This is a genomic window from Bacillus sp. AFS040349 (assembly GCF_002577655.1).
Taxonomy (GTDB): domain Bacteria; phylum Bacillota; class Bacilli; order Bacillales; family Bacillaceae; genus Metabacillus.
Genome location: NZ_NUMC01000171.1, coordinates 18965 through 32576, shown reverse-complemented (window position 1 = coordinate 32576; position 13612 = coordinate 18965). Strand labels below are relative to the sequence as shown.

General features: G+C 35.8%; 12 protein-coding genes and 1 pseudogene. 10 read left to right on the top strand and 3 right to left on the bottom strand.

The genetic code is table 11. The features are described from left to right. Positions 1-324 precede the first annotated feature (324 nt). Together COD11_RS25585 and COD11_RS25580 are read left to right on the top strand one after the other, a co-directional pair. Complete coding sequence (locus tag COD11_RS25585; protein ID WP_098799705.1) at positions 325-1038, top strand: 2OG-Fe(II) oxygenase; 714 nt, start codon at positions 325-327, stop codon at positions 1036-1038. Between the two features lie 210 nt (positions 1039-1248). Beyond that, positions 1249-1902 carry a 2OG-Fe(II) oxygenase gene (locus tag COD11_RS25580; protein ID WP_098799708.1) on the top strand — a complete coding sequence of 218 codons (654 nt, stop codon included), beginning with the start codon at positions 1249-1251 and terminating at the stop codon, positions 1900-1902. Positions 1903-1949: 47 nt separating this feature from the next. Here the strand turns inward: COD11_RS25580 and COD11_RS25575 are convergent, their stop codons facing one another. After that, positions 1950-2783 carry a MurR/RpiR family transcriptional regulator gene (locus COD11_RS25575; RefSeq protein ID WP_098799704.1) on the bottom strand — a complete coding sequence of 278 codons (834 nt, stop codon included), beginning with the start codon at positions 2781-2783 and terminating at the stop codon, positions 1950-1952. A 196-nt stretch (positions 2784-2979) separates the two neighbouring features. Between COD11_RS25575 and COD11_RS25570 the strand changes: the two genes are divergently transcribed. The 6 genes from COD11_RS25570 (at position 2980) to COD11_RS25545 (ending at position 9259) form a co-directional block, all read left to right on the top strand. Further along, positions 2980-3864 (top strand): DUF8171 family membrane protein, encoded by an 885-nt coding sequence (locus tag COD11_RS25570; RefSeq protein WP_098799703.1) that lies wholly within the window; start codon positions 2980-2982, stop codon positions 3862-3864. Further along, on the top strand, positions 3861-5585 hold the full coding sequence (locus COD11_RS25565; RefSeq protein ID WP_098799702.1) for an ABC transporter ATP-binding protein: 1725 nt from the start codon (positions 3861-3863) through the stop codon (positions 5583-5585). Before COD11_RS25570 ends, COD11_RS25565 begins: the two co-directional genes overlap by 4 nt. After that, a complete protein-coding gene (locus COD11_RS25560) occupies positions 5560-6381 on the top strand; it encodes an energy-coupling factor transporter transmembrane component T family protein (RefSeq protein WP_098799701.1) in 822 nt (273 codons plus the stop codon). The genes COD11_RS25565 and COD11_RS25560 overlap by 26 nt, the downstream gene beginning before the upstream one ends. Positions 6382-6392: 11 nt before the next feature. Further along, on the top strand, positions 6393-7166 hold the full coding sequence (locus tag COD11_RS25555) for a PHP domain-containing protein (protein ID WP_098799700.1): 774 nt from the start codon (positions 6393-6395) through the stop codon (positions 7164-7166). A gap of 134 nt (positions 7167-7300) precedes the next feature. Next, the gene (locus COD11_RS25550) at positions 7301-8143 is read left to right on the top strand and encodes an aldo/keto reductase (protein WP_098799699.1); all 843 of its coding nucleotides are present in this window, start codon (positions 7301-7303) and stop codon (positions 8141-8143) included. A gap of 198 nt (positions 8144-8341) precedes the next feature. After that, positions 8342-9259: an aldo/keto reductase gene (locus COD11_RS25545; protein WP_098799698.1), complete on the top strand. Its 918-nt coding sequence runs from the start codon at positions 8342-8344 to the stop codon at positions 9257-9259. A 102-nt stretch (positions 9260-9361) separates the two neighbouring features. Here the strand turns inward: COD11_RS25545 and COD11_RS25540 are convergent, their stop codons facing one another. Beyond that, positions 9362-10300 carry an EamA family transporter gene (locus COD11_RS25540; RefSeq protein WP_098799697.1) on the bottom strand — a complete coding sequence of 313 codons (939 nt, stop codon included), beginning with the start codon at positions 10298-10300 and terminating at the stop codon, positions 9362-9364. A 107-nt stretch (positions 10301-10407) separates the two neighbouring features. On the opposite strand from COD11_RS25540, the pseudogene COD11_RS25535 reads away from it, so the two are divergent. Then, positions 10408-11302, top strand: a pseudogene (locus COD11_RS25535) (AraC family transcriptional regulator). A gap of 78 nt (positions 11303-11380) precedes the next feature. Here the strand turns inward: COD11_RS25535 and COD11_RS25530 are convergent. After that, positions 11381-12361, bottom strand: a complete 981-nt coding sequence (locus COD11_RS25530; RefSeq protein ID WP_098799696.1) for an iron-hydroxamate ABC transporter substrate-binding protein — start codon at positions 12359-12361, stop codon at positions 11381-11383. A 203-nt stretch (positions 12362-12564) separates the two neighbouring features. Between COD11_RS25530 and COD11_RS25525 the strand changes: the two genes are divergently transcribed. Beyond that, positions 12565-13605, top strand: coding sequence for a FecCD family ABC transporter permease (locus COD11_RS25525; protein ID WP_098799695.1), 1041 nt, complete (start codon positions 12565-12567; stop codon positions 13603-13605). The last annotated feature ends 7 nt before the right edge of the window (positions 13606-13612 follow it).

Sequence of the window (13612 nt, the reverse complement as noted above, 5' to 3'; positions counted from 1 at the left end):
GTGGGAGAATGGGGACAGAAAAAAGAGAGAGCAGTAAAGTTGTGTCTGGATAGGGGCAGAATCGGGACAAAAAAAAGAGTGAGCAACAAAGTTGTGTCTCGATAGTAGCAGAATCGGGACAAAAAACGAGTGAGCAAGTCAAAGTGTTTCTCGATAGTAGCAGAATTGGGACAGAAAAAAGAGAGAGCAGTCAAAGTGAGTCTCAATACTGGCCGAATTGAGTCAGAAAAATGAGATATTTGCCTTCCTACCAATAATTAAACATAAAAGAATCAAATTTAGTTAAAAATACCATTATATGTAAAGAGTGCAAGGAGGTCTAATATGCTTCATGACATAAAATCACGAGTTGAACAATTAAATTGGCAGTCAATTCAACAAGTATTAGATAACCAAGGCTTTGCTAAAGTTCCACAACTATTAACAAAAGAAGAATGTGAGCAGCTCATTCAAATTTATCATGAGGAAGAATTATATAGGACAACTATTAATATGCAAAGATATCGCTTTGGGAGTGGTGAGTATAAATATTTTACCTATCCATTGCCTGATATGATCCAAAGTTTAAGAGAATCTTTTTATCCTGAGCTAGCAAAGACAGCGAATCGATGGTTAGGATACTTAAAGAAACCAGAACAATATCCAGCAGAACTGCAGGAGTTTATTAAAAGATGTGAGGAACATGAGCAAATGAGGCCAACTCCTTTAATCTTAAAATATGAAGAAGGGGGATTTAACTGCTTACATCAGGATTTATATGGAGATGTTTTCTTTCCGTTTCAAGTGGTCTTCATCTTAAATCAACGAGATGAACATTATACAGGAGGTGAATCTTTATTAGTTGAACAAATTCCACGTGCTCAGAGCAGAGGCCATGTTATTACACTTGATCAAGGTAGTGCATTAATTTTTCCAACAAATGAAAGACCTGCTCTTGGTAAGAAAGGATATTATAAAAACAAAGTTCGGCACGGAGTAAGTACAATAACATCTGGAGAGCGTTTTGGACTAGGAATTATCTTTCATGATTCAAAATAAAACGCCTAAAACTAGTAAAGAAAAACATTTTGAAAATGTATAATAAAGTAGTAGAAAAGCTGAAATGCTAGGTGTAAAATTAATTCAATCTTAACATTCTCCTTGAATGAAAAGGTTTAAGTTCATCTGGTGATTTCAATATAATGCGTGTTCTAACAACATAATCTAATTTTTAAAAATTAAATAATAAGAGGTTGATGAAAGTTGACAATGGATGCTAATGAATTAACGATTAAAGAACAATCTATTTTTAATCACATTGGTAATAAAATTATGACCGATGATCGGGAAATTAAGATCATTGCACGATTAGAGGAACCCCTAATCGCCGTTTTAGGAAATGTTTTAAGCGATGAAGAATGTGATGAACTAATTAGGTTATCCAAAGATAGAATGCGTCGTTCAAAGATTGGAAATTCACGTGAATTAGATGAACTAAGAACAAGTAGCAGTATGTTCTTTCAGGATGGAGAATATGAGCTTGTTACAAGAATTGAAAAAAGAATCGCTCAAATTATGAACATTCCTTATGAGCATGGTGAAGGCCTGCAAGTTTTGAACTACCAAATCGGCCAAGAGTATAAGGAACATTATGATTATTTTGCTTCAGCAAGTAGACCTGTCAGTAATCCTAGAATTAGCACACTTGTTATGTACTTAAATGATGTAGAAGAAGGCGGGGAAACGTACTTTCCTAAGCTGAATCTTTCGGTTTCTCCTCAAAAAGGGATGGCTGTGTACTTTGAATATTTCTATGATAATCAAACATTAAATGAGTTAACTCTTCACGGTGGAGCTCCGGTTATTGTTGGAGATAAATGGGCAGCAACACAATGGATGAGAAGGAAACGAGTGAAAGAATAGATTTAAATAAAGAAAAAAGCGCATTTGTATAAGTGCGCTTTTTTGCTTTATCTTGGCAACTCAGCTGAATATCGTTTTCTTAGTTGACTAAGCTGTTCAAGTCGGGACAAGTTAACTTCTTTATCTTTCATTCCGAGAGATATAATTAGATTTTCAACAATGAACATCGGGGCGATCATTGAGTGAAACTCTCTTGAATCTCCTCTACTAGCAAAAAGGACAATATCCCCCTTAGTGGAAAATTCAGATATGAGCTGATCTGTAATAATAATTGTTTTGTAGCCAACTTGATTGCTGTAATCTAGAATAACATTTGCTTCGGGTAGCAGCCGAATAAAGCCAAATAACACGACAACATCTTCGTTTGTTATATGCATCAGATCTTCAAATATTTCACTTCCATATTTCCTCATCGTATGTAGATTCATTCCAAAACGAGATAATCGGTAGTCCATTAATTCTGCGAGTCCTAGAGAAGGACCTGGTGCGTGTAAATAGATTGTTGAAGCTCTTCTGAGTGTATTAACAGCTTGCTGAAAAGACTGATCAGTAAATTGCTCCATTGTTTTGAATAAATGAGTAACGGCCCGATCTAAAGTATGATGTTGTAGCTCTTGGCCTTCAACTCTAGTCATCACATTTTTCATCTTTCCTGCAGGTGATACTTCAAGTTGAAGGCTCATTTGTGTTTTAAAATCTTTGAAATTTTTATACCCTACTAATCTCCAAAAACGAGAGACAGATGCAATACTAACTTTTACGGCATTAGCAATTTCTTGTTCAGTTGATAAAAGGACAAGCTGGGTATTTTTTTGAATATAATCAGCAATTTTGTATTGACTTGGAGACATCATTTTTGTATCCCAGTTAAAAGTGATCAAGATATTATTATTCCTTTCATGGAAAATTGGCTGGAGATATCTTAACACAATCTTTCATGATAACGTACTAAATGAAAGAAATTTTACAAATTGTTAGAAAATATTAATTTTTTTACATCACTTTTACATTCCTACCATATTTGGTTAAAGTTGCTACCTTAAGATAAAGGTAATCAAATAGAAGGAGGTAGGAAAAATGAGTCAGATGAAAGAAAGATATGTATTAACACAGTCACAAAAAATGATGGTCTTTATTTTGTCTATGTCGCTATATGGTCTTTCCAATATGATTACGGAGCTTGTCCCTTCTGTAAATGTTGGACCGGTAGAATTTTCAATTGAGTATTTTGCATTTATTCCTTTAACTTTATGTATTTTGTTTCATCCTTTATATGCCGCGATAGGAGCATCGTTGGGTGAAGTTATTTTTGGGGAAATTATGCTAGGGCAGTTTGGAGGGTTTGGTGAATTGGAAAAATTCATTGGCTTCTCTCTAGCTATGTTTATTGCTGGTACATTAGTAAATGACCCGAAAAATAAACTGCAGGTTGGTACTGCAGCGATACTCGGTGTGATTATCCATCAGGCCATTAGCTGTACGGTTGATATTGCCAAGGTTTGGATTGGGATTGAAGAATTGGAAACAGTACCTGGCTTAGCAGAAAGTGTTGTTGTTATCGAAGGGTTTTCGTTTTTAAATGATGTGCTTTTCTCTGGCATTTTATTTGCCTTATTACCGACCTTATATTTAGTGCCTAGATTATATGGGAAAATTGAGCCTCTATTAGGAATGAAACCAAGAAACAATAAAACGAAATATTCTATGAAAGAACTCATTGGACCTAGATTGATTGCGATCTCCATCCTCCTGGCATGCTCAGCCTTTCTTTTTGAATATCTTTCAGAAGCAGGCTTTAACGTGGAATGGGAAGCTGATTTTATCGGAACTTTTGGTGATTGGTTTAACTGGGTAAGTATAGCTGTTGCCGCGATTGTAGCAGCAATAACAATTATTGTCATGAGAAGTAAAAATAAAAACAAACGTTCAAATGAGGATCAAAGTGAGAGGATTCCTTCATGATAAAAAATCAAATTATGCTTGATTCTGTTACCTTTCAATACCCAGGTGGGGAACATCCAGTTTTAAAGGGTGTTTCTTTATCTATTAATAGCGGAGAATTTACCGCGATTATTGGAAGTAATGGTAGTGGGAAATCAACACTGTGTAAATTGTTAAATGGCTTAATTCCACATTATTATGTAGGTGATTTTGAGGGCAAGGTGTTCGTGAATGGGCTGCTTACGACCGAATATAAAGTGGCTGATTTATCACATGATGTGGGATATGTTTATCAGGATTTTGAAAATCAGCTAGTTTGCCCACGTGTATTGGAGGAAGCTTGCTTTGCGCCGCTTAATTTTGGCTATCCCGATTATAAAGAAAGAGGTAGGCGTGCTCTTCATTTAGTAGGTTTAAGTCCATTTGAAAAGGAATATATTTGGCAGTTAAGTGGGGGGCAAAAGCATCTTTTAGCATTAGCTGGTGCACTGTCCCTAGATCAAAGCATCTTAATCATTGATGAACCTGTTGCACAGCTTGATCCTTTTCATGCAAAAGAGGTTTATGAAATCTTAAAAAAGTTAAACAAAGAACACGGAAAAACGATTATTGTTATTGAACATCATACAGAATTTATTGCTGATTACTGTGATTCTGTTGTATTAATGGACGCAGGAAAAGTGGTCTGGAAAAAGCAGACAAAAGAAGCATTACAACATGTAAATTTATTGATGGAGAGTCAAATTTATCCGCCACAGGTCACACAGGCAGCTTATCAATTAGCTCAGTCAGAGCAAAGAAAATTACCTGTCACAATAGAAGAGGCTATTCAATTTTTTCCTGTCCCACAGAAATCAGATTTAAGTTTAGAGCGATCTTTGCAAAAGAAAAACAACGAAAGTAAGCTGATAGAATTTAAAAATGTAAGTTTTTCATATAAGATGGTCAATCGAACACAAAAGACAGTGTTAACTAATCTTGACTTAGAAATCTCTCATGGAGATATTGTTGCGTTAGTTGGTAATAACGGGGCTGGCAAATCTTCCTTAATGAGGTTGATCACTGGACTTGTAAAGCCGGAGCAAGGAGATGTTTCCGTTAAGGGGTTAAATACTCGCAAACTTTCACCCGAGAAAATCGCAGACATTGTTACTTATATCTATCAAAATCCTGAGGAAATGTTTATTGAGGATAGTGTTCGAAAAGATGTGGAGTTTTACTTAAAAGCTAGGAAAGTTCCTGGATATGACAAAGTCGTTGACAAAGTGATAGAGCAATTTGAATTAAAACATTTACAAGAAAAAGACAGCCGATTAATGAGTGGAGGACAACAAAGAAGAGCATCATTAGCGATTGGAGTGGCGATGGAACCTTCGATTATTCTACTTGATGAACCAACGGCTAATTTGGATATTGCTACTCGGAAACATATTACAAAACTTATATCTTCTCTAAAAGAGCAGGTGGGAGCAGTAATGATTGCTACGCATGATATGCAATTAGTGGCCGAATGTGCAAATAGAATTATCGTGCTAAATAACGGGAAAATTCTTCATGATGGAACCCGAGAATCTGTTTTTTCTAATAGTGAATTACTTAAGCAAGCGGGACTTGTTCCTCCGCAGATCGTAGAGTTAAGTAGAAGGTTGAATCTATCACCACTTGCGTATACAGTGAATGATTTTATTCAAGCTTTTGATAGGAGGGAGCTTGTACATGGAATATGCTCGGAAATTATCTGAAAAACTCTCAGTTGAACAGATAAAGATTGAAATGCTAAATACAGCTTACGCAAATAATGATACGTTTTTAGCTAAGCTGGATCCTAGAACTCTCTTTATTTGGTATCTGTTTTTTGGAATCGCTCCCTGGTTTGTTCATAATAAAGTGATTTTGGCAGGCCTGTTTATTTTTATGGTCATTACCACGATTATGTCAAAAGTAACACCCTTGGTTATCTTTATTCTTTGCTTAGGGCTATTAGGACAAGGGGGATATTTATTAATTGCTTCTTTGTTTTTTGGTGGAGATAGTCATGTGATTCTCCCATTAGTCATTTTGACTTTAAAGCTATCGGTTATTTCCTTAGCAAGTATTACTGTTTTCTGCTCAATGGATCCGGAAAAATTAAGTAATGGCTTACTAAAAATTGGAGTGCCTGGTCAAGTTTCGTTTAGCATTGCCTATGGTTACCGAATGCTGCCAAGTTTACTTGAAGAATATCATCATGTGTTTCTATCATTTCGCCTACGAGGAAAAGCACCGGAAAAACATGGATTCCTTTATTGGCGTTACATTGTTTATTTCGCAAAAATCGCGGTATTGTCGTTTTATCCATTATTGTTAAGCACATCAAAAAGAGCAAGAACAACCGTAGAGGCACTTGAAACAAAGGGAAGCTTTTATGCATTTAATCGTCCAGAGGTAAAAAAGTTAAAGTTGGCACATTTAAAGATTGGGGTGTTAGATTATAGCTTTCTTGCATTCTCATTCTTGTATATCGTGAGTTTGTTTATGGTAGGTAGTCTATTCAAATAAAGGAGGATAACATGAAAATCGATTTTCATAGTCATGTTAAAATTTCAAAAAAATCAATGTTTATGCCGGATTATTTTAGAGAAATGATGAAGGAAGCGAAAGCTATTGGGTTAAATGCAGTTGCTATGACAGAGCATTTTAATACAACTCGTTTTTATGATATTTATGATTATCTAGATCAACACTATTCCTATCAACAAGGTTATTATGATGTGGAGGGATTCAAGCTTTTTCCGGGCATTGAAGTAGATATTAAAGAAACTGGTCACATCTTGCTGATCGGTGATCGTGAAGATGTAATTGAAATTAGAAGTCATTTAGAAAGTCATCTAATAGAAGAGCACTTTATTCCATTTGATCAGCTTATGGATTTGGCAGATCGTTATCCCGTATTAAAAATTGGTGCCCATGCTTTCCGAGAAAGCACACCTTTATATCATCTAAGTAAAGAACAGCTCCACCGATTAGATGCTTTTGATCTTAATGGAAAAGATCTTTATGCACAAGGAGTGGAAGCATATATCTCTAAGCTGAATTCTTTTGCTAAAGAGATAGGGTTGCCGGTGGTAGGTGGAAGTGATACACATCAATATTTTCAATACGGCAGTGTTTATAATGAACTCAAGATGGAGTGCAATACGGTTGGAGACTTACAGAAGTGCATCATCGCTGGAGACTATCAGATACATACATCAGAAGATTTGTATTTAAAAGTAAAAGCAGCAACTGTTGTAAAGAAATTATTAAAACAGGTGTTGTTGCAGGAAAAAGAGCTTGCTGAATAAATAGAATCATATAGTAGAGAACCTTGTCCAAAGGCTGGATAAGGTTTTTTAATTACTAGAACGAATTCAAATACTATGAGTCTTATTGAAAAATATGGTAACCTAAAACTATTAATGAATAGGAGTGATTAGGTATGGTTTCAATTCCGAATATAACCCTTAATGATGGTAGTAGCCTTCCGGTAATCGGGTTAGGAACATATAAACTTAAAGGCAATCAAGGTATAAAGTCTATACAAAATGCGATAGATGACCTTGGCTATCGACTGATTGACTCTGCTTATAATTATGAAAACGAAGGAACTGTCGGTGAAGCTGTTAGACGCAGTTCAGTTTCACGAGAAGAATTACGAATTACGTCCAAGCTTCCGGGACGCTATCAGGAATATGAAAAAGCTATTACGACGATTGAAGAGTCGTTATACCGTGCCAATCTTGATTATTATGATTTATATTTAATACATTGGCCAAATCCAAAGCAAAATCTATATGTAGAGGCGTGGCAGGCATTAATAGATGCCAAAAAACAAGGGTTAATTCGTTCAATTGGTGTTTGTAACTTTTTACCAGAACATATTGAACGTCTCGAAACAGAAACAGGAGTGAAGCCAAGCATTAATCAAATCGAACTACATCCGTTTTTTAATCAGGCTGAACTAAGAAAATGGCATGAGGAAAATAATGTCCAAATTCAGTCATGGAGCCCGTTAGCACGAGCTAATGACGTGTTACAACATTCTAGATTAAAAGAGATTGCTAACAATCACAACAAATCGGTTTCACAAATTATTTTACGCTGGCACTATCAGCTAGGGGCAGTTAGTATTCCTAAATCAGCATCTAAAAAACGACAACTTGAGAATATCTCCATTTTTGACTTTTCTCTGGATGAGTCTGAAATGAATATGATTCTAGAGTTAACTCAACCTGATGGTAGAATTAATAATCAAGATCCTGCTGTGTATGAGGAGTTTTAATAGGTAGGTGCTACATTTTTCTATAAGGGTACTATATAAGTTTTTTTAACTAGGCTCTAAAAGTTTACAAGGAAAACACTGTTTCCTTGTAAACGCTATCCTGATGTGGGAAAATCGGTAAGGATACATATCCAAGATTACATAACTTGTTAGACAACCAACATTATAAAGCAGTTTTTTAAAGGAGGATTTCCATTCATGAGGACAATGAAACTTGGAAAAAGTACATTAGACGTCCCTGTTGTCTCAGTAGGCTGTATGCGTATTAATTCACTTGAAAGAAATGAGGCAGAGCACTTCGTCCAAACAGCAATGGAATTGGGCGCAAATTTCTTCGATCATGCCGATATTTATGGTGGAGGAGAATGTGAAGAAATTTTTGCTGATGCGATTCATATGAACGATGATGTTCGTGAAAAAATCATCTTACAATCCAAATGCGGTATCCGTAATGGAATGTTCGATTTTTCTAAAGATCATATTTTAGAATCAGTTGATGGAATCTTAAGACGCTTAAAAACTGATTACCTAGATGTTTTGCTTCTTCATCGTCCGGATACTTTGATGGAGCCAGAAGAAGTAGCTGAGGCTTTTGACACTCTTGAAAGCTCAGGTAAGGTACGTCATTTTGGTGTTTCTAACCAAAATCCAATGCAGATTCAATTGCTTAAAAAGTCAGTTAAACAAACAATTGTTGCGAACCAGCTGCAATTAAGTATTACAAACTCGACGATGATCTCAAACGGTTTTAATGTGAATATGGAAAATGAAGCTGCTGTAAATAGAGATGCTAGTGTTCTTGAGTTTTGTAGATTGCACGATATTACCATTCAACCATGGTCACCGTTTCAATTTGGATTTTTTGAAGGTGTATTTCTAGGAAACGAAAAGTTCCCAGAATTAAATCAAAAAATCGATGAAATCGCGAAAAAATATGAAGTAAGCAATACAACGATTGCAATTGCATGGTTATTACGTCACCCAGCTCAAATGCAGCCTGTTATCGGTACAATGAATGAAGGTCGATTAAAGGATTGCGTGAAAGCCAGTGACATCAAGCTTACTCGTGAGGAATGGTATAGTATTTTCCGCGCTGCTGGTAATGTGCTTCCATAATGAATATGTAGGTATAAAAGAAAGCATCCTAAAGTCTTTATTGACTGAAGGGTGCTTTTTTTTTTGACAAAATTCGGGGAGTGACAGGCACTCCCCCACCTACTAACCAACCTTCACTTCTTCAACCTCAACAGCCGCAGAATTCTTTTTTCCCAACGCTAATAACAAAATCATACCGATAATACTAAATGCACCAATCCATTGAAAAGCTCCAAATGGTTCTTTTAGCCAGATGACTGTGGTGATAACAGCTGCAAGTGGTTCTATGCTACCTAAAAGACTTGTTTCTTTTGGGGAAAGACTTTGTAAGCTTTCAATATAAAACCAAAAGGCAAACATTGTGCCAAAGATTATGACAAAAAGAAAGTAAAGATAGGCCTCAAATGGTAAAGTTGCTAGTTCGATTTTCCAGGGTGGGTGGATGATACTTAACGCTAAGCCACCTATGATCATAGCCCAGCCTACAATGACTAATGTATCAAATTTTTTAAGTAAAGGAACAGCATATAATGTATAGAATGCTAGTGCTAAACCGGATAGTATACCCCAAATTACCGCAAGTGGAGGGACAGACAATTGAGAAAAGGAACCATTTGTTAATAGGAAAAATGAGCCTATTAAAGCAAGAAAAACAGTCGTGGTATCCTGTTTTGTCAGGACAGTTTGTTTTCGAAAAATATAATAGATAATAATCATAACTGGTGCTAAATATTGTAGGAGGGTGGCAACAGCTGCATTTCCATATTTAATTGAGGCCATGTATGTGTATTGAACGGCTAACATACCAAGTATCCCAAAAATTAATAGTTGTATGGCTGTTTTTTTTGATTTCCACACCGCTAGTATTTGTGACCGATCTTTACGAAAGTACTGAACAGATAAAAGTAAAATACCAGCAATAAGCAATCTTGTAGTAACGAGCCAATTAACATCGATGGCATATTGCTGAAATAGCTTTTGTGCAACTGTACCTCCAACACCCCAAAAGATTGCCCCTGTTATAACAAGCAAGTATCCAATTTTTCTTGAAGATGAATTCATTATTTGTTGATCACCTCGAAATATAATAATAGTGTAATAATAAGCTATAATATAAACGGAATATACTTAAATTGAATCAAAAAATATAACAATATTGAGGTGATGACGTGCAAATAAAAAATTTTGAAATTGATCAAAGCTTAAAAGAACTTACCACGCACCGAACGGTTGAATTACCTGTAGCGTGCTATGAAACAACAATCAACAAAAATATAAACGGATATATTCCTCTTCACTGGCATGAAGAACTTCAATTTGTTTTTATTGTAAAAGGAGAAGCTACTTTTCAAATAAATGAAGAAAGTTTAAGCATAAGTGAAGGAGAGGGGCTGTTTATAAATAGTGAATGCTTGCATATGGCCGAGGATAAGAATCATTCAGGGTGTGTTTATATTTGTTTGAATGTTTCTCCACATTTTGTGTTACCGCAGGAGCTCTTTGCAACCTATGTTTCTCCTTATATACGAGCAACCAATCTATCATATTTACCCTTGAAAACTGAAGAGCTTTGGGGGGGGGAATATTTTAGAGGCTATTTTAAAAATCAACCAATTAATACATGAAAAACCACCGTACTATGAAATGGAAATAACTATTTCCTTAACTTCGCTATGGAAAAATCTCATCATTAACGGGTTCAAATTAGAGTATGATCAGGTAGAGGTTCAAAAAAATAAACGTATGAAGGAAATGCTAAACTATGTTCATTCTCACTTTGCTGAAAAATTAACATTAGATGATATCGCCAAGGCAGGTCAATTAAGTCGTTCGGAATGCTGCCGTTATTTTAAACGAACCTTAAAAACAACGCCTCTAAGCTATGTAACCGACTATAGAATTCAAAAGAGTTTTATCTTACTTCAACAAACTGAATTAAATGTAACAGATGTTGCTTATCAAGTAGGCTTTAACAGCACAAGTTATTTCATTGATAAATTTCGAAAAACAACGAACATGACGCCTTTGGCATATAAAAAATATAAGCTAAAGGAACAACGGTAAAAGATTACTCTCTTTTATCTAAAAAGAGTAAAGAAAAAGAAGAAGCACCTCACAGGCTTCTTCTTTTAGTTATATATTTTATTTAACTAAGCTCTCCAAAACATCATCAATAATTTGACTATTAGCGATTGGACCTGAGTATAACCAGCTTGTATTCGATTCAAATTCATACACTTGATTATTTTTTACTGCAGGGATGTTCTGCCATAGTGGATCTTTTAACATTTCAGATCCGTTTGCTTTATCACTATTAATTAGGAATAAATGATCTGCATCTAGTTCTGCAAGTTTTTCTAAAGAAATTGGAGACCAGTTTCCAGTTGCAGTGCTAGAAATTTCTTTTACAACATTTGGTGTAGTAAGGCCAAGGTCGCCGTATAATACAGCACCAGAAGATACAGTTTCTCCAACAACGAAGAAGCTGTTATTAACTAACCAAATAGCGGCTGCAGATTCGCTTCCAACAGCTGCTTGAATTTCTTCCTTCGCTGCTTCTGCTTTTTGTTCGTATTCATCTAATGCTTCTTGTGCTTTATCTTTCTTATTTAGAACTTCACCAACTGTTAGAAGTTCTTCACGCCAGTCGTTATTATTGCTTTCCCCAACAACATAAGTTGGAGCGATTTTTGAGTATTGATCATATGCTGTACCTTCTACTTGACTAGCAGAATCCATGATAATTAAGTCTGGTGTAAAGCTAGTAACAGCTTCAAGTGGTAATGTACTATCAATTGTAGGAACATCTTTTAAATATTCTTGAAGATAGTCTTGAATACCATTTTGAACTGACCATTGAGCTACTGGAGTAACGTCTAATGCTACTAAATAATCTTCTAAATAGCTTGCAAGTACTTTTTCTGGATTAGCAGGAACAGTCACTTCATGTCCCATTGCATCTGTTAAAGTAAGTTCAGTAGCTTCTTGTGTTGTTTCTTCACTGTTTTCACTTGTGTTTGTTTCATTTTCAGATGAGCTTTCATCCTGACCACCACATGCTGCAAGGATTGTCATCATAATAAATAAACTTAAAGCTAGTATATTTTTCTTTGTAAGTAACATGTTGATTTTCCTCCGATATAATAAGTATCTGACTATTAGATGATATCAATTCTCATTATCACTGACAAGTTGTTTTTTCATGTTGTGAAATATTTTTAATTGAAATATAATGTAAACGATAATTTTTATCAATGTAGGGAATTATTTCACATGTTTTGGCGATCAAAAATACATAGTTTTAATGGATAGAGAGTAGGTTTTATATGTTTGCCGCAAAACGAAATGAGGCTAGTGAACAATTGCATTCAAGACCCATACTAGCTACGGTTATCTTAATTTTTGGTACATTTTTATTAATTTTTTCATTAGGACTCTCCGTTATTTACGGTGCAGCAGATATTGATTTAAAAACGGTGTGGCAAGGGATCTTCCAGTTTGATCCGTCTATCACTCAACATCAAATTATTCGAGGACTTCGGATTCCGCGATCTTTAGCGGCTGCCCTAGTTGGAGCCTTCTTAGCTGTATCCGGCGTTATTATGCAAGGAATGACGAATAACCCTATTGCCTCACCATCGATTATGGGGGTGACTGCTGGAGCTTCCTTTATGATTGCGATTGCGTATGCTATTTTTCCTGGAGCAACTAATGTAACGATTATGATGTGGTCATTTGTTGGTGCAGGTATGGGAGCGGCGATTGTTTTCGGTATTGCTTTTTTATCAAAAGGTGGGCTAACACCTGTTAAGCTTGCTTTAGCAGGTACAGCTGTAACAGCCCTGCTTACTTCAATTTCAACGGCTATCTCAATTCGATTTAATGTAGCAAAGGATATTAGCTTTTGGCATGCTGGGGGAGTTTCTGGCATTCAGTGGGTTCATGTTCAATTACTTTTGCCTGTAGCCGTTATCGGACTTCTTCTAGCTCTTTTACTATCAGGCTCGATTACGATATTGAGTTTAGGAGATGAAGTGGCAAAAGGGCTTGGACAAAGAACGGGACTTGTGAAATTCACAGGTACAATCGTTGTATTACTATTAACAGGTGCGGCTGTGTCAGTATCTGGGACAATCGGTTTTATAGGGTTAGTTATTCCTCATATTACGAGATTTTTAGTTGGATTAGATTATCGGTGGATTATCCCATGTTCTGCGATATTAGGAGCAATATTACTTGTGGTTTCTGATATAGTGGCACGAATCATCAATCCACCCTTTGAGACACCAGTTGGAGTGGTTACGGCGATCATTGGGGTTCCATTCTTTCTTTACTTAGCAAGACGTGAAGGGAGGGGGCTAGCGTGATACCTTA

Coding starts and splice junctions, on each gene's coding strand:
- COD11_RS25540 (WP_098799697.1), bottom strand. CDS start 10,300: ATGAATTCATCTTCAAGAAAAATTGGATACTTGCTTGTTATAACAGGG.
- COD11_RS25525 (WP_098799695.1), top strand. CDS start 12,565: ATGTTTGCCGCAAAACGAAATGAGGCTAGTGAACAATTGCATTCAAGA.
- COD11_RS25585 (WP_098799705.1), top strand. CDS start 325: ATGCTTCATGACATAAAATCACGAGTTGAACAATTAAATTGGCAGTCA.
- COD11_RS25580 (WP_098799708.1), top strand. CDS start 1,249: ATGGATGCTAATGAATTAACGATTAAAGAACAATCTATTTTTAATCAC.
- COD11_RS25545 (WP_098799698.1), top strand. CDS start 8,342: ATGAGGACAATGAAACTTGGAAAAAGTACATTAGACGTCCCTGTTGTC.
- COD11_RS25550 (WP_098799699.1), top strand. CDS start 7,301: ATGGTTTCAATTCCGAATATAACCCTTAATGATGGTAGTAGCCTTCCG.
- COD11_RS25560 (WP_098799701.1), top strand. CDS start 5,560: ATGGAATATGCTCGGAAATTATCTGAAAAACTCTCAGTTGAACAGATA.
- COD11_RS25530 (WP_098799696.1), bottom strand. CDS start 12,361: ATGTTACTTACAAAGAAAAATATACTAGCTTTAAGTTTATTTATTATG.
- COD11_RS25570 (WP_098799703.1), top strand. CDS start 2,980: ATGAGTCAGATGAAAGAAAGATATGTATTAACACAGTCACAAAAAATG.
- COD11_RS25555 (WP_098799700.1), top strand. CDS start 6,393: ATGAAAATCGATTTTCATAGTCATGTTAAAATTTCAAAAAAATCAATG.
- COD11_RS25565 (WP_098799702.1), top strand. CDS start 3,861: ATGATAAAAAATCAAATTATGCTTGATTCTGTTACCTTTCAATACCCA.